20 protein-coding genes are annotated in these 21,067 nt (G+C 58.6%); 6 read left to right on the top strand and 14 right to left on the bottom strand.

What is annotated here, in order from left to right; all coding sequences use genetic code 11:
* Positions 1-159: 159 nt before the first annotated feature.
* From HMPREF3227_RS02805 to HMPREF3227_RS02790, 4 genes are read right to left on the bottom strand one after another with little or no spacing between them, the layout of a single operon-like run.
* Positions 160-915, bottom strand: a complete 756-nt coding sequence (locus HMPREF3227_RS02805) for an iron ABC transporter ATP-binding protein (protein WP_066487306.1) — start codon at positions 913-915, stop codon at positions 160-162.
* Positions 912-1,883, bottom strand: coding sequence for an iron chelate uptake ABC transporter family permease subunit (locus tag HMPREF3227_RS02800; RefSeq protein WP_066510037.1), 972 nt, complete (start codon positions 1,881-1,883; stop codon positions 912-914). Before HMPREF3227_RS02800 ends, HMPREF3227_RS02805 begins: the two co-directional genes overlap by 4 nt.
* Positions 1,873-2,853: an ABC transporter permease gene (locus HMPREF3227_RS02795; protein ID WP_066487311.1), complete on the bottom strand. Its 981-nt coding sequence runs from the start codon at positions 2,851-2,853 to the stop codon at positions 1,873-1,875. The genes HMPREF3227_RS02800 and HMPREF3227_RS02795 overlap by 11 nt, the downstream gene beginning before the upstream one ends.
* Before the next feature lie 60 nt (positions 2,854-2,913).
* On the bottom strand, positions 2,914-3,918 hold the full coding sequence (locus tag HMPREF3227_RS02790; RefSeq protein WP_066487313.1) for a siderophore ABC transporter substrate-binding protein: 1,005 nt from the start codon (positions 3,916-3,918) through the stop codon (positions 2,914-2,916).
* Between the two features lie 176 nt (positions 3,919-4,094).
* Between HMPREF3227_RS02790 and HMPREF3227_RS13180 the strand changes: the two genes are divergently transcribed.
* Positions 4,095-4,247: a hypothetical protein gene (locus tag HMPREF3227_RS13180; RefSeq protein ID WP_156435897.1), complete on the top strand. Its 153-nt coding sequence runs from the start codon at positions 4,095-4,097 to the stop codon at positions 4,245-4,247.
* A gap of 3 nt (positions 4,248-4,250) precedes the next feature.
* On the opposite strand, the gene HMPREF3227_RS02785 is transcribed toward HMPREF3227_RS13180, so the two are convergent.
* The 4 genes from HMPREF3227_RS02785 to HMPREF3227_RS13175 form a co-directional block, all read right to left on the bottom strand.
* Positions 4,251-5,027 (bottom strand): DeoR/GlpR family DNA-binding transcription regulator, encoded by a 777-nt coding sequence (locus tag HMPREF3227_RS02785; protein WP_231732310.1) that lies wholly within the window; start codon positions 5,025-5,027, stop codon positions 4,251-4,253.
* On the bottom strand, positions 4,987-5,394 hold the full coding sequence (locus tag HMPREF3227_RS02780; protein WP_066487316.1) for a hypothetical protein: 408 nt from the start codon (positions 5,392-5,394) through the stop codon (positions 4,987-4,989). The genes HMPREF3227_RS02785 and HMPREF3227_RS02780 overlap by 41 nt, the downstream gene beginning before the upstream one ends.
* Positions 5,387-5,791: a helix-turn-helix domain-containing protein gene (locus HMPREF3227_RS13970; protein ID WP_082750225.1), complete on the bottom strand. Its 405-nt coding sequence runs from the start codon at positions 5,789-5,791 to the stop codon at positions 5,387-5,389. The genes HMPREF3227_RS02780 and HMPREF3227_RS13970 overlap by 8 nt, the downstream gene beginning before the upstream one ends.
* 63 nt (positions 5,792-5,854) lie before the next feature.
* Positions 5,855-6,379 carry a hypothetical protein gene (locus tag HMPREF3227_RS13175; RefSeq protein WP_148140166.1) on the bottom strand — a complete coding sequence of 175 codons (525 nt, stop codon included), beginning with the start codon at positions 6,377-6,379 and terminating at the stop codon, positions 5,855-5,857.
* A gap of 457 nt (positions 6,380-6,836) precedes the next feature.
* Between HMPREF3227_RS13175 and HMPREF3227_RS02770 the strand changes: the two genes are divergently transcribed.
* Positions 6,837-9,323 (top strand): DEAD/DEAH box helicase, encoded by a 2,487-nt coding sequence (locus tag HMPREF3227_RS02770; RefSeq protein WP_231732309.1) that lies wholly within the window; start codon positions 6,837-6,839, stop codon positions 9,321-9,323.
* Positions 9,324-9,360: 37 nt separating this feature from the next.
* Here HMPREF3227_RS02770 and HMPREF3227_RS02765 read toward each other — a convergent pair whose 3' ends face one another.
* Both HMPREF3227_RS02765 and HMPREF3227_RS02760 read right to left on the bottom strand, forming a co-directional pair.
* A complete protein-coding gene (locus HMPREF3227_RS02765; RefSeq protein WP_066487323.1) occupies positions 9,361-10,308 on the bottom strand; it encodes a DUF3039 domain-containing protein in 948 nt (315 codons plus the stop codon).
* 105 nt (positions 10,309-10,413) lie between these two features.
* Positions 10,414-10,812, bottom strand: coding sequence for a helix-turn-helix domain-containing protein (locus tag HMPREF3227_RS02760; RefSeq protein WP_156452955.1), 399 nt, complete (start codon positions 10,810-10,812; stop codon positions 10,414-10,416).
* A 215-nt stretch (positions 10,813-11,027) separates the two neighbouring features.
* On the opposite strand from HMPREF3227_RS02760, the gene HMPREF3227_RS02755 reads away from it, so the two are divergent.
* Complete coding sequence (locus HMPREF3227_RS02755; RefSeq protein ID WP_066510023.1) at positions 11,028-11,756, top strand: hypothetical protein; 729 nt, start codon at positions 11,028-11,030, stop codon at positions 11,754-11,756.
* Between the two features lie 62 nt (positions 11,757-11,818).
* On the opposite strand, the gene HMPREF3227_RS12760 is transcribed toward HMPREF3227_RS02755, so the two are convergent.
* The 4 genes from HMPREF3227_RS12760 to HMPREF3227_RS02735 form a co-directional block, all read right to left on the bottom strand.
* Positions 11,819-12,379, bottom strand: a complete 561-nt coding sequence (locus HMPREF3227_RS12760) for an excalibur calcium-binding domain-containing protein (RefSeq protein WP_070539573.1) — start codon at positions 12,377-12,379, stop codon at positions 11,819-11,821.
* 149 nt (positions 12,380-12,528) lie between these two features.
* On the bottom strand, positions 12,529-13,932 hold the full coding sequence (locus HMPREF3227_RS02745; protein ID WP_066510014.1) for an oligosaccharide flippase family protein: 1,404 nt from the start codon (positions 13,930-13,932) through the stop codon (positions 12,529-12,531).
* Positions 13,929-14,861: a glycosyltransferase family 2 protein gene (locus HMPREF3227_RS02740; RefSeq protein WP_066510007.1), complete on the bottom strand. Its 933-nt coding sequence runs from the start codon at positions 14,859-14,861 to the stop codon at positions 13,929-13,931. The genes HMPREF3227_RS02745 and HMPREF3227_RS02740 overlap by 4 nt, the downstream gene beginning before the upstream one ends.
* A 28-nt stretch (positions 14,862-14,889) precedes the next feature.
* Positions 14,890-17,187: a glycosyltransferase gene (locus tag HMPREF3227_RS02735; protein WP_066510005.1), complete on the bottom strand. Its 2,298-nt coding sequence runs from the start codon at positions 17,185-17,187 to the stop codon at positions 14,890-14,892.
* Positions 17,188-17,484: 297 nt separating this feature from the next.
* Between HMPREF3227_RS02735 and HMPREF3227_RS02730 the strand changes: the two genes are divergently transcribed.
* The 3 genes from HMPREF3227_RS02730 to HMPREF3227_RS02715 all read left to right on the top strand — a co-directional run bounded on the left by HMPREF3227_RS02730 (position 17,485) and on the right by HMPREF3227_RS02715 (position 20,950).
* Complete coding sequence (locus tag HMPREF3227_RS02730; RefSeq protein WP_066510003.1) at positions 17,485-18,426, top strand: NAD-dependent epimerase/dehydratase family protein; 942 nt, start codon at positions 17,485-17,487, stop codon at positions 18,424-18,426.
* A 42-nt stretch (positions 18,427-18,468) separates the two neighbouring features.
* Complete coding sequence (locus HMPREF3227_RS12755; protein ID WP_082750223.1) at positions 18,469-20,277, top strand: sugar transferase; 1,809 nt, start codon at positions 18,469-18,471, stop codon at positions 20,275-20,277.
* A gap of 406 nt (positions 20,278-20,683) precedes the next feature.
* Positions 20,684-20,950, top strand: a complete 267-nt coding sequence (locus tag HMPREF3227_RS02715; protein WP_066509997.1) for a hypothetical protein — start codon at positions 20,684-20,686, stop codon at positions 20,948-20,950.
* Positions 20,951-21,067 lie beyond the last annotated feature (117 nt).

Genomic DNA, 21,067 nt, shown 5'->3' with positions numbered 1-21,067 from the left:
AACGAGTTGCTCTCAAGCGACTTGTTCAAACTTAGTGATTGGCTTTGACTCTGTCAAATCCGAATCAACGGAGTTTGCGTTGCCGCCTCGCTGGCGACTCGGATAAATATAGGCCCGGACCTAGATTCAAACAAATCGCGAGGTCAGGGCCTTAAAAATCTAGTGGTAGCACGCCATCAAACCATTGGGTCCTTCGATGACTTGGATGGGGGTTTCGAAGATATCGGTGAGGATGTCGTCTTTCATGATGGACTCGGTGGGTCCGAACTCCACGATCTGCCCGTCTTTACACGCACAGACATAGTCGGCATAGCGCGCGGCGAAGTTGATGTCGTGGAGGACGACGATGATGGTGCGGCCGAGGTCGCGGGCGGCGACCTGAAGGTGCTTCATCATCTCCACGGAGTGCGCGATATCCAAGTTATTGAGTGGCTCGTCGAGGAGGACGTAGTCAGTCTCCTGGCAGAGCACCATGGCGACGTAGGCGCGCTGGCGCTGGCCACCAGAGAGCTGGTCGAGGTAACGGTCCTGGAGTTCTTCCAAGTGGAGGAAGCGGATGTACTTGGAGATGATCTCCTCGTCGCCGGCGGTAATGCGCCCCTGCGTATACGGGAAGCGGCCAAAGCCCACGAGCTGGCGCACGGTGAGTTTGGTGACGAAGTGGTTCTCCTGGCGCAGGATGGACAGCACCTTGGCCAGTTCCTTGGACTTGGTCGAGGTGACGTCGTGGCCGCCCACGGAGATGGAACCGGCGTCCATGTCGAGAAGGCGACCAATCATGGTGAGCATCGTCGACTTGCCGGCGCCGTTGGGCCCCACGAGGGCGGTGATGCCGCCGGAGGGGATCTCCAGATCGAGGGGTCCGATGGTGAGCGACGAAGAGTAGGACTTCGTCACGTTCTTTAAAGAAATCACAGTCTGCCCTTTCGCAATATGACGAACAGGAATACGGAGCCGCCCACGAGCTCGATGATGATGGAGACCACGCCTTGGGCACGGAACACGTGGTTCATGATGAAGTAGGCACCGGTAAGCACGAGGAAGCCAAGACCGATGGCCATCGGGAAGATATAGCGGTGATCGTAGGTGTCCACGAACTGGTACGCCAGGGTGGCCACGAGGAAGCCGAGGAAGGTCATCGGACCGACCAGCGCGGTGGTCGTCGCCATGAGCATGGAGACAAGGATGAGCGTGTAGATTGCGTTGTACTTGTGGTTCACTCCGAGGTTCTGCGAGACGTCTGCACCCAAGGCGATGACGTTCAGGCGCCGCGCGTTGAGGAACAACAGGACTGTCGCGACGATCACGATGGGAATGGCCACCGAGTAGTACTCGGTGGACGCGTTGTTCACGGAGCCAAAGAGACGCGCGGTGAGCACGTCGAACTCGGAGGGCGTAAGCAGGCGCTGCATGAAGGTGGAGAGCGACCCCAGCCCCCCGCCGATGACCACACCCACGAGCAGCATGGCGTGAAGGTTCTTCTCCGCACCGGTGAGCAGCCAGGAGTAGAGCAGGAGGGACAGCAGAATCATGATGCCCATCTGCATGAGGAACGTCCCGAAGTTGCGCGAGGCCGTGAGCCCCGCGGCGCCCAGGAAGAAAACGGTCGCCGTGTTGATGACGCGGTAGAGCGCCTCGAAGCCCATGATGGACGGGGTGAGGATGCGGTTATTCGTTACCGTGTGGAAGGCGACGGTGGCCATGGCTTGGCACACGGCGACGATGGCCATGGCGGTGACGGCATCGGCGCGGCGCTCGGCGATGAGCCAGAACTTGCGGGTGCCGAATGGCATGGGGTTGTCCCAGGCGAGCAGGCCGAAGGCAAAAACTAAAGCCAGACCCCAAACGACGGACAGCGTTATCCAGTATTTCTTAGTGACCACGGTTGCTCCTCACGATGAGGACGACGAAGACGACGGCGCCGATGATGCCGAGGATGACGGAGACGGGCATCTCGAAGGGCGAGATGATGACGCGGCCCACGAGGTCGCAGAGCGTGACAATGCCGATACCGAGGACGCAGACCCACGGCAGGTTGGAGCGCAGGTCGTCGCCGCGGATCATGGATACGACGTTGGGCACGATGAGGCCGAGGAACGGCAGGGAGCCGACGACGACGGTGACGACGCCGGTCGCGATCGCGATAAGGCCGGTGCCGATGAGCAGCAGACGGTTGTAGTTGAGACCGACGTTCGTGGCGACGTCCTCGCCGAGGCCGACGACGGTGAGGCGGTCGGCGAAGAGGAAGACGACGATGAGCACGATGAGCACGATCCAGAGGACCTCGTACTGCCCCGAGTAAACCGAGGTAAACGAGCCCATGAACCAGATGCCGAGCTGTTGGAGCATGTCCGTTTCCAGCGCGAAGAAGGTCGAGACGGCGGAGACGACGGAGCCGAGCATGATGCCGATGATCGGCACAATGAGCGAGGAGCGCAGGGTCACGCGGCGCAGGAAGAGGAAGAAGACCATCGTGCCGATGAAGGCGAAGGCCACGGAACCGACCATGCGCACAAGGATGGTCGAGCCAGGAAAGACGACCATCGTGAAGAGTAGGCCGAGGCCGGCCCACTCGGTGGTGCCCGTCGTAGACGGCTCGGTGAAGCGGTTTTGCGTGAGCAGCTGCATCACGAGGCCGCTCATGGCCATGGCGGCGCCAGCGAGCACGAGCGCGATGGTGCGCGGCACGCGCGTGGTCATAAACATGTCAAAGCCGTCGCCGTGCGAGAACAGGTCGTACTCCCCCGTCGCCAGCGAGGCGAGCAAGAGCGCGAGCACGCCGATGCCCCCAAGCACCAGCTTCCAGTCCCACAGGCGCCGGCGGGTCCGCGGCGCCTCGAGTGTGTCAGTCATGAAAAATCCTTAAAACCGGAGGGGCAACGCGGCCGCTCCGGTGAAGGGGTCTAGCAGGGATTACTTAGCCGACTCAAAAGCGTCAGCGATCTGGTTGAGAACCTCGGTGTAGGTGATGATGTTCTCGTTGGTGTAGGTATCCTCCGGGGCCGTGATGATATGGCCGTCCTTGACGGCGGCGACGTTCTGCAGCGCGGCGTTGTCCTTGATCAGCGCCTCGCCGTGGAGCTGGCCATCCTTGGCGCCAATGGCACCGTCACGGTCCATGATGAAGATCCAGTCCGGGTTGGACTCGGCGATGGCCTCGACGGAGATGTCGTCGCCCTCGTGGTTGTTCGAGCCGTTTTCCACCTCGAGGGACGGCGTGAGGCCGAGCATGTCGAAGTATGGGCCGAAGAAGCGGCCTTCGTGCGGAGCGATGTAGCCGATCTCGCCGCCGGAGGTGTTCACGGCCATGATCTTCTTGGACGGATCGTAGGCCTTCTTCGCACGCTCGAGTGCCTTGTTGAAGTCGTCGACGAGCTTCGCGGCATCCTCCTCGTGGCCGAAGATCTGGCCCAGGGCCTCAGTCTGGCGGATGAGCTCGGCCGGCAGGTCCTTGCCGTCGCGCGGCTCGAAGTCGAGCACCGGCACCTCGTCGCCCACGAGCTCCTGGAGGTCCTCTTGGTACTGCTCGAAGCGCTGGCCGTTGATGACGATCTGCGGGTCCGCGGCGACGAGCGCCTCAAGGTCCGGCTCCTTGTGGCTGCCCAGGTTGGCCTCGACGGTATCGGCGTTGATCTTGTCCGAAAGCGTCTTCGGCACGAGCTTGATCGGCGCCGCCACGATGTTGACGCCCCAGTCAGCGAGGATTTCGAAGGAACGGTTATCCGTCACGGCCACGCGATCATATGGGAGGGTGAGCTCGTGGGAGCCGATGTTGTCTTCGATGGTGAGCGTGGTGGCATCGGCAGCAGCGGCCGAGGTCTCCGTGGACTGAGAGGACTCCGTGGAGGAGCAGGACGCGAGCAGCGCGGCGGCGGTCACGGTAGCAACGGAGGCAACAAGAGTGCGACGAATCGTCATTGCGAGATAGATCCTTTTCATTTCCCGCCCAGAGCGAGATTAGGAGAGCGTATGTTTACGAAAGGTACCCTAACCAAACTTAGGCAAGGCACGCAAGGGGGTACCCCCATCCATCGAAAGATGGAGTCCACCCCACGCAGTAGAACTCTCGGACGGGCTTTCTCTCCTCGGCATCGTTGCCCTTCTCGGAGCCTGGTCAACTGGCCGCGCAACTTCCCCGCCCCGTCGCCGTGGCCGCCCGCCCCGCCATCCGCCTGCGCCGGCGCATGTACCTGCAAAGGATCGTCGCCGACCTCGAGGACGCGGACGAGGAAGGCTCCTACTACTAAGCCTTATTTACCTGCGGGCACCGTAATCACGTGCACGCCCAGCTCGCGAATCTGCGCGAGAATGTCCGCTGGCGCGTCCGTGGTCGTGACCAGCTGATGCAAATCCTCGATATCGCCAAACCGAAACGTCGAGACATGATTAAGCTTGCGCGGCGCCACGGCCAAGATGCGTCGCGTTGCCGCGCGCATCGCGGCGCGTTTATTCTCCGCATCGTCATACGTTGTCGTCGCCAGCCCGTGTTCCAGCGACGTCGAACACGACCCCAGCACCACCACGTCTGCGCGAAATTCCCGCAAGGCGCTCGCCACCGCGACGCTGGACAACGCCAGCGTGTCCGGTTCGACCTGCCCACCCGGCACAAAGATATTCGCTCCCGGCTTCGCCCCGAGCGCCGCCGCGGAATGCAGGCTCAGACACATTGCCGTAATGGGCCGGCCAGCCAGCCGCTGCGCAATGGCCTGCACCGTCGTGCCGTTATCAAAAATCACCGCGTCATCATCTGCAATTAACTCCGATGCCGCCCGCGCAATCGCCGCCTTCGCCTCCGGGTCTTCTGCCTGCCGCGCCCGGAAAGGCTTGGGCGTTCCGCGCCGCTCGACCCGGCGCGCCCCACCATGCGTGCGCACGAGCAACGACAAAACACAACTTTCACCCCACATAGCCAGCATCCCCCTGGCAGAGGTCAGGCCAGACATGGTGAAACAATCCCAGAAGCGATAGCCCCGGACGAGGACCGCATTAACCGAAAAATTCGGCAAATGCTTCAGGTGCGAAAGCATTCTCCATGTCTTTGGGGAAAGGTACGACAGCGCGATCGATTGAGGCAGCCAATTCGTTGAGCTTCAGCTGCGTCGCAGCCAGAGTGCGCGGTCCTGCCCACGACGACAGAATTTCCACTTGCTGCTCCTGAGTCGCTGGTTCAGAAAGCATATAAACGCCCCGTACCGCAGCAACGATGTCCGCGTCATCTCCAGTACGATTCACGCAGACCTCGAGTCCAATTGCATCGTCTGCGAGATGTACTCCGAAAGTCATCGTTACGTTGATGGGAATCTCTTCCCCATTGCTGCTGAAGCTTTTTGCTTCAGCGCTGACTTTCGCTACGGAATATGATTCGGAGATTATCAGCTCCGTCCCCTCACCCATGCACCTTGCTCCTTGTTGTCGTTCTAAAAGACGGTCCGCGGCGCGGAGAGAACTCCGATGTTAACGGATCCCCAGTAGCGATAACCTTCATCTGAAAATGGGTCGTACTCGGGGGCGAGGGAGAATGCACCGCGGACGGTTCAACTTCTTGGAAGCTGTGAACCCAGGCCGACATGGAGAGCTCAGCCCCCACGGCCTTGGCATACCGCCGAAGAGTAGACATCGTAAAATTCATTTCGCCTTGCTCAAAAGCAACAATTACGTCGCTTTCTACTCTGAGCGCGGCCGCCACCTCGTCGATAGTTCGACCGCTGTCTTGGCGAATTGCTCGCAAGTCATCAACCAGTTTAAGTTGAGCACGGGCATTGACCCGCCCGAGCGAGTTTCGACTTCTCATGGGACACCACCTCTCCGTCTACATAGCCTTCGGTCCCCACATAGCTTTTAGTCTGAGTATAAATTAGCTTTCGCGCAGGTACCTAAGACTAAATTGCTTATGGTCGCGAGTCCAGCGTCGCGCCTCATCAATCGCACCCTTGATGTGGGAATCTTGCTTGCCGCGTTTCACTTTCTTTTTGCGCACCTTTTTCCCACGCAGGCTGGAGAACAAGACATCATCGGTCGGCTCACTGGTTTCGGCATCATTCAAATCATGGAAATAGGATCGCCAGAGAATTCCGTCTTCTTCGTTGAAGGAGCTTCCTTGAAAACGAATTTCTCCGTACCACGGGATTTGCCCACTTGCTGCACGCCAACGACGCAGTGTTCTTTCCCCCACCGGACAACGATAACTCCCACGTCCACGACCAGTCTCCGCATTGTCAGCAACCGGAAGTCCACGTTGAACCGCTCGATCGAGAAGCTCATCATACAAATCAGCCGCAGCTTCATCGTTTTCGCACAGCTGCTCGTATTCAGATTGATAGCGAGGCGCCTCATGTACTCGGGCACCCGGCTCATTCAAGCGGCACAGTTCATCATCCATGTAACGGTCCTCTTCTAATTCCAAAGGTCTTGAATTGTGATAGTTAATTTTAAACGGCGCACTCGACATGAGCGCCTGCCCTTGAATCCCCGTTACGCACCCAGGTCCGTCAGGAATTCACCCCTGTAGCCTCACCGCAATCCGTCCCCAACGTTCATGCCAATCTCGTCCTCAGCTCACAGCTGCGCAGCGCTCGTTCCACTGCCCCACTTTTGTCAGCCTTTCACAAGGCACTCTCACAGCGATTATCTTCGTTAACGTTAAAGCGCGCCCCGCTCCAATGCCGAAGTCACTGAAAGACGAGCCCTCCCGCGCCCTCACAGCAGCTCTTGTATGGACCATCAGGAAAACCTATGCCCACGAATCGAGCCGCCCGTACGCTACTTCGACTAAACGCCTTCTCCTTGGCCAGAAACAAGCTCACATCGACACCAGTTCTTGTTATTCTCACCTCATCATGACCGCGTCCCGCTCACCCCAGGCCTCCAGCCCAAACAACACCGAACTCGACGCACTACGCCTCCGCGTCGAAGGGCTGGAACGTGCCCTCCTCGCCCTCGCCGGTGTTTCCTCCGTCGAGGAACTCCTTGAGCAGCACGCAATTCCTGATGCACCAATCAACCTTGCGCAGCCCACGGAATCTCTACCCGACGTCCCTGTTTCACCAACACCAGCCGCCCGCACTCGGATGTCAGGCGAAGTAACAAAAGACTCCTCCACCGCGGAGAAAATGGCGCTCTACATGTCGCGCTTCCGCGGCCGCCAGGACATCCACGCCATCGCGTGGACGAGCAAGGACGGCCAGAAGAAGGCCTGGTTCCCCGCCACGCGTCACACGAAGTTCAAGGATGACCCATCACCGGAGAACCTCCGCCCACTCGACGCGTCGGTCATCACCAAGCATCTCACCCGCACCGAGTTCTTCGCCGGACTCTACCCCTTGCTTCCCGATGACACCTGCTATCTCCTCGCCTGTGACTTCGACGACGGCGACTTCCAACAAGACGCCCTCGCCTACGCCGAACAATGCCGAGCCCACGGACTCGATCCGCTCATCGAGGTCTCTCGCTCCGGCGCCGGCGCCCATGTCTGGATCTTCTTTGAGACCGCGGTTCCCGCGCAGCTCGCCCGCCAGGTTGGTCTCGGTTTACTCGCAAGCTCTCCACGTCCCGTGAAGTTCTCGAGCTACGACCGCTTCTTCCCTGCCCAAGATCGGCTGCCCGTCAACGCGCGCGGCCAGGCCCAGCTGGGCAACCTCATCGCCCTCCCGCTGCAGGGCAACCATCGCCAGAAAGGCACTACCGTCTTCGTCGACGACGATTTCCATCCCTTCGACGATCAATTCGCCGTTCTTTCCTGCACCCGCCTCGCCACGCAGCACCAACTTCAGAAGATCCGCGATGCGCTCTACACCGACCACGATCCCGAGAAACTCCCCTCTCCACCCTGCAAGCAACAGTTAAAGAAAATCGCCAAGACCAACAAAGCCAAAAGCGACAAAGACCGGAAGGCCTCCGTCACCCACGACGCCCTCGTCCACATCGCCACCGCCAACCTCGACACCGCCACGCTCAATGCCCTGCGCCACCTGGGTGTCTTCCCCAACCCCGAGTTCTACAAGCTCCAAAATCAGCGCTTTTCCACATGGGGCACGCCCCGCGTCATCGTCCGCTATCAGGAAGACGCCAGCCCACACGGCAAGCACGAGCTCCTCCTCGACCGTGGTCTCCTCGAGCCAGCCATCGACATTCTCAAAGAAGCTGGCTACACCATCACCCGGCGCGGCCACACGCCCAAGCCGCCGAAGATTGACGCCACCTTCACCGGCGAGCTCACCCCGCCGCAGAAGAAGGCACTCAACGACATTTCAGCCCACCACACTGGTGTCCTCGTCGCCCCACCCGGCACCGGTAAGACCGTCATCGCCTGTGCACTCATCGCGCGCCGCCGCGTTCCCACCGCCGTCATCGTCAAAACCAAGGAACTCGCCGCGCAGTGGCACGATCGCCTCACACGTTTCCTCGACGTCTTACCTGGCACCAAAGCCAAGCCCACCCACGTCGTGGACATCATCAGCGCCGTCGCGCTCGGCCGCAAGGACACAGACGCTTCTTTTCTCGAAAAGTACGGTCACGTCATCGTCGATGAGTGCCACGGCGTCGCAGCACCGGGACTGACCGCTGCACTGAGCAAGCTCAACATCCGCTATTGGACGGGGCTGACCGCCACGCCCTACCGTTCCGATGGTCTCGATCGCCTCATCACCATGCTGCTCGGACCCATCCGCCACACCATCGCGCCCCAGCGCACCACCCGGCGCGAGTACCACCCTCACCTCACCGAGTTCACCCACGAGATCCTCGGCCCTGTCGACATGACGGAGATCTACAACGCCCTTGCTGCCGATGCCGCCCGCAACGCCCTTGTCATCTCCGTCACCGCCGCCACAGCGCAGGCTGGCCACAACGTCCTCGTCCTGTCCAACCGCCGCGCCCACGTCGCCGCGCTCACGGAGGAACTTCGCCACCAGCTCCCCGATGCCAACGTCTTCTCCCTCACCGGCGGCCTCACCCCCGCCGAGCGCCACGACCTCCACGCCCAACTCGACGCCTCGACACACTTCGTCCTCGTCGCCATGGACAAAGTCGCCGGCGAGGGCTTTGACCTCCCCACCATCGACGCCCTCGTCCTCGCCTCCCCCATCTCTTTCAAGGGCAACATCATCCAGCGCATCGGCCGAGTGACCCGCGGCGAGACCAACGCCACCGCCACCGTCCACGACTTCAACGACTACAACTGCCCTCCCCTGGCCACAATGCTCAAACGCCGCCAACGCGTCATCAAAAACGAAGGCTTCGACATTATCCCCGTCACCGGCACCCCGGACACACCGCTTCCGCTCTCGCCTGCCGACGTCTCCGCCCCCAGGACCGCAGGTAGCTGAGACACCGAATGCACTACGGAGCGTGACATTCTCTCCGCTAATTGCCCAATGGTAGCTTCGGCAATGCAGCATACAGCGCCTCGCACTGCGGACATGCCGGCAGCGAGTCTGCGTCTTGTGTGGGAACGAAATAGACTCCACACAAGGAACGCACACCAGTCCCATCTATGATCTTGCTTGCTAAATGTTCACGGTGTGTGAAATGTGCGACGGCCCCGAGTTCTACCTCCGCGAGGGTGCGCATCACATCATGCGTTTCTAGCTCGGAAATGCGCTTGTCGAGACTCCCCGGCTCTTCCATTTGATGAAACGCGTCCCCAACACGATCCCAGCCTTGTGCGGGCGGGTAGACCGAAGCCAATACACGAACGATGAGCTGCCAATAGAGCTCCTCGTTGAAGTTGACTCCACGCTGCGGAAAGAACTCAACGATGACTTCATCTGCGGCGATGCGGTCCTCGCCCCGCACCAATTCCACGTACAACTCGACGGTCGCGAACCTCCCCAATCGCGCTAGCGGATGGTTCACGTCAAAGCGCGCTATCCCACCGCCACAAATCTCCTGCAACGCAACCAGCACCTCACGCTGGATATTGAGTTCCCACTCCGTACGAATACGCGCCGCCGTCTCCAACTTCAGCAAACGTTTATCGTCTTCCGTCGGCAATAGCCGAGTAATAGTACCGTTGTGCTCCTCACGCTCCACAAATTTATAGAAGTCGTCATTGTCCTCATGACCACCTTTTGCACGCCCTGCAGCAACCAGCCAGCACACTCCTGTTCCAGGATCGGTCCACACCCCGCCTCGCCACTGAGACTGCTTTATCTCCAGCAGACGAATGGAGACAGCACTCCCAATAGCGCCCACGTAGTTATCGGCGGACGCTGTGTCGGTGAACGATTCGGCGGTCTTCCTTATGATCGGATGTGCGAGCTCGCTTAACGGCAATAAATCTTCGTAACGCTCATCACCCACCGCACGCATGACGAACGATTCTTGCCAGCCGTCCCTCAAGTCCTCTTTAAGTACTCGAAGCGTGGGACGCCCGCGTCTACTATGCATAGCCCTTTTCGTACCGCAGAACCAAAACTAGAGCAAGTCCGCAATCGTTGCATCTACTGCACGCGTGGTTTGCTGCTGGCGTGCCAGACGCTGTGCCAGTTCAATACGATCCGAATCGCGCTGCTGCTCGAATAGGGCGAGGTCGACTACACAAATGCGTCGATGCGTGCCTACCTTAAAGTAGGGAATTTTTCCCTGATCGAGAAGGCGATTGAGAAATGTACGGCTCATACCGAGCTGCTTAGCTGCCTCATTCGGCGACAACGCAGCATCTTCCTCTGCGCTCAGCAGATTGCCACCGTTACGAAGCACCTCTGCAATGTTCTGCATAAGAGTACGTACAACCGGCGATTCGCTCGCTTTCGCAAGCGCGTCAAACTCCTCCAGCTGCTGAGGAGTCATCTTTTCGTCCTGGAGAATACGCATGGTCAACCTCTGCTTCAACACAACATAGTGTGTAGCAATCTCACTACACCATCTGTCGTAAGTGACACTACCGTTAAGACGGGAAAGTGTAAAGCAGTTTGACATGACACTCCCTGTGACATTTAAACCCTGATACCTGTTCGAACGCTTCGGCATCCCATGCCGGTTGCGTCCGCTAGCGTGGTGTATCAACGTCCCACCGCAACAAGGGCGTCATGGCGGCATCCCAATCAGGCTCGGATGATGACATCGTGAAGTTCTTCGTCAACGGCGAGGCCTTCAGCTTCACGGACGAAAACCCGGACAAGGATTCCTCGTATGCTTTCACCAAGATCTCCAGCGAGACTCCCAAGTTCGATGGTCGCACCGATCCCGTCGCAACGACCACGTTCACGAACAACGTCGTCGATACCCAGGAGCTGACCATCGATATCCGCGACCACCACGTCGTTCCCGCCGGCGAGCACGGCAACGAGCAGGGTACGGCGCCCATCATCCTGTTCAAGTTCACCGCCACCAATAAAACGAACGAGCCGCTCATGCCGCTTCTCCCCAGCGACTTCCACGCCCTGCAATCGAAGCAGCTTGCCGATGCCCCTTTCCCCACCAAGACTCCATCGGCTCACTTGTCAACGAGGTCCCCATGGGCGAAAGCGTCGAAAACGCCATGGCGTTCGTCCTCGAGAACACCACCACGCCCGTCGAGCTCATCGTCCACGATCTCCTTTGCGCCAGGGCGCTCGGCCGAGCTACCTATCCGGTCAGCTAGCCCCAGCTTTCCGATGCACCCCTTACCCCAGCCCGGCACTCCCCTCACCGCTTGTCATCATCGCTGCCCCACCGCGAAGCACATCGCCGGGCATTCGTTAACCTCGCCCTTGGTTGCCAAGACCCCAAAACAAAAAGAGGAAACGCCGCAATCGAAGCGTTTCCTCTTTGTTTAACTATCAGCTTTTCGCCTCACTCAGCTTCGCAGCCCCGAGGTATCAAGCAAGCATTCTAGTGCCTATTCGCACGCAACACCATCGTTGTCGCGATCGAGAGCCGAACGGTACCCCGGCTCGCCGCGGTACAGCGGAGCCTGGCCGGCCGCCCGCACGGCCGCACAGTTTCGGTAGTACGTCGACGCCGGTGCAGGAGCCGGCGCCGGAGCGTTATGCACGCGAGCCGGGACTGGCGCAGGTGCGGGAGCCGGTGCAGGCGCTGGCGCAGGGGCTGGTGCGGGAGCAGGCGCAGGGGCCGGTGCAGGCTTGGCAATCCGCGGCGGATTCGGGATGATCCCCGGCAGCGGATTCGGAATCATGCGCTGCTGGACTGCCCAGTACACGCCGCCGCCGATCAGCCCGACCAAAGCAACGACACCAACAACCGAGCCAACGATGATAGCCGCGTCAGACTCAACAGAGTCGGATTCCTGGTTCTCATCGTTTTCATTTCCGGGGTTCACCACGGTCGAATTCGTTGAATCCTCGGTAGTCGAGGGATCAAGATTCTGCGCATACGCCGGAGAGACAGCGCCGAAAGAGAGGGCCGCTGCAAGCAGGAGGCCGAGAGATTTCTTCTTCACAGAAGGTATTATGACTCTAGTCAGCCATTTGCCAGAAATTGGCACTTCGGGACTATTTTTGCAGCGTACAACCGCAAACGTTTCGGCTCGCTCAAGACGCTTACTGTCGAGATTAGACCGCACAGCTCCCAGACGCGACCTAGGGCCGCTTATCCCAACCGACCCCGCACCTTCTTCCATGCCATAGCGACATAGCTACGATTAAGCACCAATGCAAAGACGATCATCACGGCCAAAGCGGTGTTATTCCAGAGAAAGCTCCCTAAATAGAAAATCGCAATCACAAAAAATGAGGCCACCACCAAGGCCACCACATCCCGGAGGTTGTAGCGAATCCGCACTGCTTTCCGGGTGTCCCACGCACGGACAAGGGCAACGACTACAAACGACACCGTCGTCGCTGTCGCCGCGCCCAGAATACCGATAAACGGAATGAGCGCAACATTGAGAACCAGGTTGACCACGGCACCGAGGACAGTCGTCACCATCACGCGTCGGCTCTGCATCTTCGCTACATACACGGCATCGTAGATTCCGGCGAGAACGTTGATGACTACGCCAGCCACGAGCACCGGCACCACCACCAGGCCGCCGGAGTATTCGTCCGAAATCATGAGTTTGAAGAGGAGCGGCATGCCGGCAATGAGGACGAGACCGCCGCTACCGAAGAGCTTGAGCGCCGAGTTCGCGACGCTGGAGAAGAATTCATCGCGGTCAGGGCTCTTGATATTGACCGATGCCGACTCGGCCCAAGACATCGTGAAGACGCTATTGGGTGCATTGAGTACGGTGACAAACTTCGCGGAAGCCGCGTAAATGCCGTTGGCACCCGTGCCAAGGAAGAAAGAAATAAGCAGACGGTCCGCCGCATTATTAACCCACCATGCAAGCCCATGCGGGATGAGTGGAACGGAATAGGCAAGCATCGCGCGGCATTGAGACTTCGACCGCAAGGACGGAACGACGAGTGTCCACATGCGCAGTACGAAAAAGAGGTAGAACGCACCCAGGGCATTGGCGATAATAAGCGCGCTGAACACGCCTGCCACCGCCCAATGGAACACGCCAACAAAAACCAGCGCCCCCACAAGCGTTACCGCCGCGGTGATGATATTGGACATCGCGTAGTGGAGGTTAAAGCCAAGACCACGCGAAATCTGGCCGAAGTTCTGCAGAAGTGTCATGCAGATTCCCACGCCCACCACGAGCAAGAAATGAGCCGGGCGGAAAGCGAGCCACACCCCTGCCGCGACAACCACCACGAACAATAAGAACAGCCCTAAAAGGGCAAGCGTATTCGTCACGATCCGCTGTTGTTCCTCACGTGAGTCACGCGCATCGATAAGGAAGCGGAAACTCGCCATGTGAATCTGGAGTGTGAGTACCGGAATCACAAGCGAGAACGCCACCGTCATAAGGTCAACGAAGCCGAACTCGTCCGTTGCCAGAGCGTGCGTATAGAACGGCAGAAGGATGAAACCGACAATCTGGGCGGAAAGACTGCCCAGCCCCAAGATCAGCGTGTTCTTAAAGAGTTCGCCACCCTTGCTCATCGATGTGCGCCCCGTGCTTTCCACTCATGAATCGCGACCGGTAGCCAGGCCCCTGCATAACTAGCCGCGGCATAGATACGCAGTTGCGGCAAAGACTGTGCATCAGAAAGCACCACGCGTCGGTACCGCTTCATCAGCGCCAGAGCAGACCGACGCTCCGCAGCAGTGGAGGCTTCGAAGACCATGTACAACGCTTCGGCACACAGGCGATTATCAAAGGCCGCGGAGAGCTCTTCCTCACGCCGGGCTTCGATCTCTGTGACTAGGCGCATCCGGTCTTCACGGCGAACAGAATGCATCGTGCTGTCGTCGTGCTGGCGGTAGCCGTAGACCTCATCCTCCGTCGCCACAATTGTTCTCGCGCGCGCGAAAGCATCTAGGTTCATGAGGAGATCCTCCCCCACGCGGGTATCAGCCACAAATGATGCAGCCCCTAAGACTTCTTTCCTAAAAAGCTTGGCGTAGGGAGCATTGACCAGACGCTGATACAGCAGTTCCGAACGAGCAACACGAGAGGTCAGTACCCGCGGCTCGTCTCCTAGGACGCCGGGGACATAGACATCTTCGAATGCTGTGAACCTCATGCTCACGATGTCTGCCTCACAACATCGCGCGGTCTCCACCAAACGCCCCACCATGTGCGGATGCGCCACATCGTCGACATCTACAAAAGACACAAACTCACCGTGCGCCTCAGCCACGCCCCGATTACGGGCACGCGCAGCTCCCGCGTTGGGTTGGTCGATAACCCGGACCCGCGCATCCCGGCGCGCGTAGTCCTGGCACACGGCGAGTGTCTCATCGCTCGAGCCGTCATTGACCACAATGACTTCGAAGTCGTCGTAGTTCTGCGCGAGGACGCTGTCCAAGCACTCGGTTATGTGCCGCATCGCATTGTATGCGGGCATCACTATAGATACGGTCGTCACGGGAATTCCTCTCTAGCGCTCCGAAGCGCTACCTGCACCACCGCTCGTAGCGGTCGTAATACTTCGCCATGGCAACCTCTGGCTCAAGTTCGCCAAGGAAATCTGCTGCATCCTCGATCGGATACGTAGCACTCACAGCACGACGCAGTGTCGCCCCCATCGCTTCCGTATCGTTGAGCTCCACCAGATACTCCCGCAGTCGACCGGGCATCACCTCACGCGCGGCGAAGGGCACATCAAAAGCCACCACTGGGCAGCCGCACACGTGTGCTTCGGCGATCACCATGCCAAAGGACTCGTAGTCCGCAGGATGAAGCAGTGCGGCTGCCTTCCGCATGTAAGCAAAAGGATTGTCCACAAAGCCCACCAGCTCCACAGACTCGGTGAGCCCACGCGCATCAATATCGCGTTGCAGTTCCTCCCGTAGATCCCCTTCACCTAAGAGCTTATATACGTAGCCTTCCTGAGCGAGACCGCTCGCATCGAATGCCGCGATGCCAACGCTCAGGTTCTTTTCTGGCGAATAGCGCCCCACGGACACCACCAATTTTTCACGGGCTACTTCAGGACCTGCGTGCTCGGCAATCGCCTTCATATCAATGGGGTTGTAAATGTAGTCATCACGGCGACTGCGGATCCCAAAGTTCTGGTGCACCTCCTCCTCAAGCATCTGTTTCGACACAGCAACGTTGCAGCGTCGGTTGTACAGGAACTTGCACATCAGCCCGGAAAGTCCCGTGTTGCTGACATGAACCATGCCGTGATTGACATAAATGAAGTCCGCGTTGAATCGGCTCAGTCGTACCACCAGTTGCGCGAATGGCAGGTGTGCGGTCGCCAGGGTAATGCGATAACGTGCCCAATCATTTTCCAGCCGGCGGTTCAGTTGCCACAGGTAAAACGGCAGGAGCAGCTTGGAGCCGCGCTTGCCGATGCCTCTGAGCTCGACGTTGGGGCCGAGGGCGTAAGCATCCGAGGGTTTTTCCGCCAACAGGTAAATGATGGCCTTTTCCTCGTCACGCGCGTTGTTCGCCATATTCTGTACCACGCGTTCGGCTCCACCGTGGGCAATGCCGTTGATGACGTATATGGAGGCGGGCTTAGCCTTCTTCTTTGGTGCTTGTTTGATGGCCAGCGGAATAATGCCAAGTATGAGCATGGAAAAGGCGTGCGACATTGTCTCGTACGTCAGCATAGTTCCCAAATACGCACCCGTGATAAATACAACGGCGCTGCTGCCGCTCATGAGTGTGCGACGCACAGCGAGGTAGTAAAGAAGAAGCCCGATGATCCCCAGCTCTACGAAGGTCTGGACCACGGTGCTGTGGATTTGCACGTACCAGTCTTGGTCGATATTTGCGGAACGAGCAGCGGTCAACCCGTTGCCGATAATCGGGCTTTGTGAGAACCACTGAACGGGGCTCCGCCACAACAGGACGCGGGTGTGCAGGGTCTCGGTAGGCACCTGAATCTTTTCAAATGCAGCAAGCAGCGTACCGCCAATAATTCCCAGTAGCGCCAGCTCTTTAGCAATGGCTCCAATGAAGAAACGGTTGACAGCAACGAGGAAGACCGCCAGTACAAGCATCACGAGAATGGATTTCGACAAACTCATCACAAAGCCGAATCCAGCCAGTGGCACCACGAGCAAATATCCAATATTGCGGGCACGCCACGCATCAAAGATCGCAACCGTTGCCCACACAACCATGAACAAAGAAGCAAAATTCGGATCCTGGGCGTAACCAGCGTAGCGGACCAGTCCTAGGGGCGTCCAGGAAATACCATCAGAAAATCCGCCAGCATACTCGCTGAAGTAGTTTCGCAGATCGAGACCGCGGTACACGAGGAACATGCTAAGGAAGAGGAAAGCGCCCGAAATGTGTGTGCTCACGCTCGTTGCTCGCCACGTCAACCGACTCCGGAAGGCAATGACCGTAAACCAGAAGAACAGGTTCAGCGCATTGGCTAGCGCCACAGTGAAGAACTGGTCCTGAACCAACTCAAGGTCACTGAAACTCCACGCCACGTTGCAGACCATCGCGAAGACGAAGTACCACAACAGATAGTGATTGACACCAGCCACCCGCAATCGCGGCCACCGCTTCTCCCCCACGCACCGGATAAACCCGATAAAGAAAGTAAGGAGCCCTAGGCCGGCAGGAACAAGCCGGGCATCCTGGCCGAACACAAGCAGTTCTCGGTTAAAAGTGGCGAAAATAAGCGAAAACAGAAAACCGTTAAATATCCAAGCTTCTACACGCTGCAGCACGGCGCGCTCCTCACAGTGAAAGTCAACTCCGGAGTCCACAAACATGGACTGCATATCGGTATGTCGAGTAGTTAGTCTTTACTGAAAATACACTAAAAGCGGCCGCAAAGCTGTGTCAGCCCAAGTAGCGAGCACCCAAAATCGGACGTGTTCAGCAAAACTCTGCATTAAGCACCCCGCACAACCGGCGATCATGTACAGACACGCCAGTACAATCACACGGTTTTCCGAGCCTGAGGATTGCTTAGGAACTCAAACCCGCTATGCTATTAGGGACTACTGCACATCTCATGGATGTATAGAGCGACACACAAGGCGGCTCATACATCCACACTCAATCTCAAGGAAACTATGCGTACCATCGTCACCGGCGGCGCCGGCTTCATTGGCTCCCACCTCGTCGACCTTCTTGTTTCGGAAGGACACGAGGTTCTCGTCATTGACGACTTGAGCAGCGGTCGCCGTGAGAACTTGGCTCAGCACGATGGTTCCAAGCAGGTCACGCTCGTAGTGGCTGAATTGCTCACCATGGATATTGACAAAGTCGTGGGCGATTTCCGCCCCGAGGTCATCTTCCACCTCGCAGCCCAAATCGATGTCCGCAAATCCGTCGAGGATCCCATTCACGACGCAGAGCTCAATATCCTGGCGACTATCCGCTTGGCGGAGGCCGCACGTGCCGCTGGTGTCCGCAAGATCATCCACACCTCCTCTGGCGGCTCCATCTACGGTCTGCCAGAGACGTTCCCCGTCACTGAGGACACCCCAGTGGATCCGCATTCTTTCTACGCGGCATCGAAGACCACCGGTGAAATCTACCTCAACACCTTCCGTCACCTGTACGGTCTCGACTGCAGCTTCATCGCACCGGCAAACGTCTACGGTCCCCGTCAGAATCCGCACGGCGAGGCCGGCGTCGTCGCCATCTTCTCGCAGGCACTGCTCGATGGTAAACCCACCAAGATCTTCGGCGGTGGTACCAATACCCGCGACTACGTGTATGTCGGTGACTTAGTCCGTGCCTTCTATGCTGCATCAGGAACTGAGGGAAGCGGCATGCGTTTCAACATTGGCACCTCGGTCGAGACCTCAGACCGTGAGCTTCATAGCATGGTCGCTGCAGCGGTCGGCGCAGCCGATGCTCCTTCGGACGAACCCGCTCGCCTCGGCGATCTTCCCCGTTCCTCCCTTTCTTTCGAGCGCGCACGGACGGTTCTCGGGTGGACCCCACAGGTTGACCTCAAAGAGGGCATTGCCCGCACCGTCGAGTATTTCCGCACGGCTGAAGCCTAAGTCCCTGCACACCACCGGCTCCCGCAAGAAAGTATTCTCTCCATGAAGCATGTGCTCTACCGTCGCGTTCTCAAGCGCGGCCTCGACATCGTCGGCGCCACCGCGCTTGGTCTCGCGACCGCACCCATCATGGCTGCGACGGCCGTTGCCATCAAGGCAACCTCCAAGGGGCCAGTAATCTTCCAACAGGAACGCCTCGGCAAGGATGAAAAGCCGTTCAAGATCTACAAGTTCCGCTCCATGTACACGGAAGCGCCGAGCCTTCCCCCGTACATGCTCAAGGATCCGGATGCCTTCATCACGCCTTTGGGCAAGTGGCTGCGTAAGTCCTCCATTGACGAGCTTCCGCAAATACTCAACGTGCTCAAGGGCGACATGAGTTTCGTGGGCCCGCGCCCCGGCGCCGCCAAGAATGAGGAGGACCTCCGCCTCGAGCGTCGCAAACGCGGTGTCTTCGATATCCGCCCCGGCATTACCGGCTGGGCACAGGTGAACGGCCGCGATGAGCTTGCCGCCAACCCCGTAGAAAAAGCCGAGTATGACTCTTTCTACGCAAAGCACATCTCGCTGTTTATGGACCTGCGTTGTCTCTTCAACACAGTATCCACAGTGGCGCTGCGTGACGGCTACGTCGAAGGCAGCTCTGCTCAACCGCGCCGACGCAAGGTGCTCTTCCTCATCCACACGCTAGGCGGTGGCGGCGCGGAAAAAGTCCTCGTCGACCTCACGGCAGCGCTCGATCCCAAGCTGTTCGATGTCACCGTCATGACGGTTATCGATACCGGTATCTACAAGGAACAGCTGGCACCGCACGTCACGTACAAGACGATGATCAAGATTCCGTCCTTCCTAAAGAGGCGGACCACGGACTCTTCCGGCACGCTCAATGCTGAGGCAAGCGCGAAGACCAAGCTCGCTGCGAGCATCTACGCCAAGCTCTGGTGGTTTATGCCCGCACAAGCCATCCATCGCGTGTTTATTCACTCGCATTATGACGTCGAAGTTGCTTTCCTCGAAGGCATCCCTGCAAAGATCATCAGCGGTTCTACCGATCCCCGCGCCCGCAAGCTGGCCTGGATCCACACCGACTTCGCGAAGAACCACAAGTCCGCGCAATTCTTCAAGACTCACGACTCCGAGCTTCGTCGCTACGGCCGCTTCGATAAGATCATCTTCGTCTCCGAGGAATCCCGCCAAGGCTTCATCCAGGAGGTCGGTGAGCCCATCGATTCGATGGTCACTCCGAACCCCATCAATATCGCCCGCATCGAAGCACTCGGCGAGACTCCCCTCGATGCTTCTTCCGCCGCTACCTACAGCCTGGATCATTTCGACCTCACCGTCGTCGGACGCCTCGTCCCTGTCAAGGCCATCGATCGCCTCATCACCGTGGTGAAGGACCTTCGCACCGAGGGCACCGCAATAGACCTTCACGTCGTCGGCGATGGTCAGGAGCGTACAAATCTCCAGGAGCTTGCCGCTGATGCCCCCTTTATCCACTTCCACGGCTACCAAACCAACCCCTACCCCTACATCAAGAACTCAGACCTGTTCCTCATCCCGTCGCACGCAGAAGGCTTCAGCACCGTCATGCTCGAGGCTCTTCTCCTCAGCGTCCCCGTCATGTCAACCCGAGTCTCCGGCAGCTCGTTCCTCGAAGACGAGCAAGTCATCGACAACACCACCGATGCCCTCCGCGCCGCCCTCCACTCCATTGTTACCGACGAAGATGCCGCCGAGAACATCGCACGAGCCTCCACCGCCGGCCGGCAGAAGGTAGTGGACAGCGTGTCGGCCAACCTGCACGCCATCGAAGGTCTATTAAGCAATTCCCTGAATGCGCAACCCTAGCCCAATCCAAATCTCCTAGACACAGCATCTACTGTTGGGCCTTACACCCGTTGAGTCTCGGGAAACCACGCACGTCCCCAAACCCGATTTCTGAGACATCAATGCCAAACCTCTCTTGCTCAACATCAAGCATGAGGAACTCCTCAGCTCCGAGCCCGAAGTTCACAAGCACCTGGACGTCATCCTCAGCCGCTCCCCTATGCCACCTTCACCGGCGAGGACTACACGCTCAATGGCCAAGCCGAGTTCCGCGTCTTCGACTACTTCTGCACCATGTTCGACATCGCCGGCGCCGCCCTCATCAACAAGGCCGCCAGCATGGCTGGCCACACAAGCTGTCAGGAAGGTCGACAACAAAGCACTCACTAAGATCGTCTGGTACCCCGTCGTCAAGAAAGTCGCTGTCATGCTCGGCCAGAAAATCACCAGACAAACCGTCGGCTCCGCCGTCACCAAAGTCGTCCCCGTCCTCGGCGGCGTCGTCGCCGGCACGCTTACCTATGCCGCCTTCCGTCCCATGGGCCAACGCCTCGCCAACGACTTCGTCAACGACGTCAACAACACCTTCGACCTCAAAGACGACCCAAAGAACGAACTCAACGCCGAATTCCTCCAAGAACTCGAAGAACAAGAAAACACGATCATCGAGGGGCGAAGTCATGGACTAAGTTAGTTCCTGAGATGAGCCCCAAGGACAAAGAGGGCGACCATCATGGGTACCTTTCGAATCAACTTCTACCTATCCTCGAAAGAACTACGGACCTGACCCCTGTTTGGTGGACACCTGATA

It is taken from the genome of Corynebacterium sp. CMW7794 (genome assembly GCF_001563605.1).
In the GTDB taxonomy this organism is placed as follows: Bacteria; Actinomycetota; Actinomycetes; order Mycobacteriales; family Mycobacteriaceae; genus Corynebacterium; species Corynebacterium phoceense.
The sequence above is the reverse complement of the archived record's forward strand: the minus strand, read 5'-3'. Positions and strand labels throughout refer to the sequence as shown.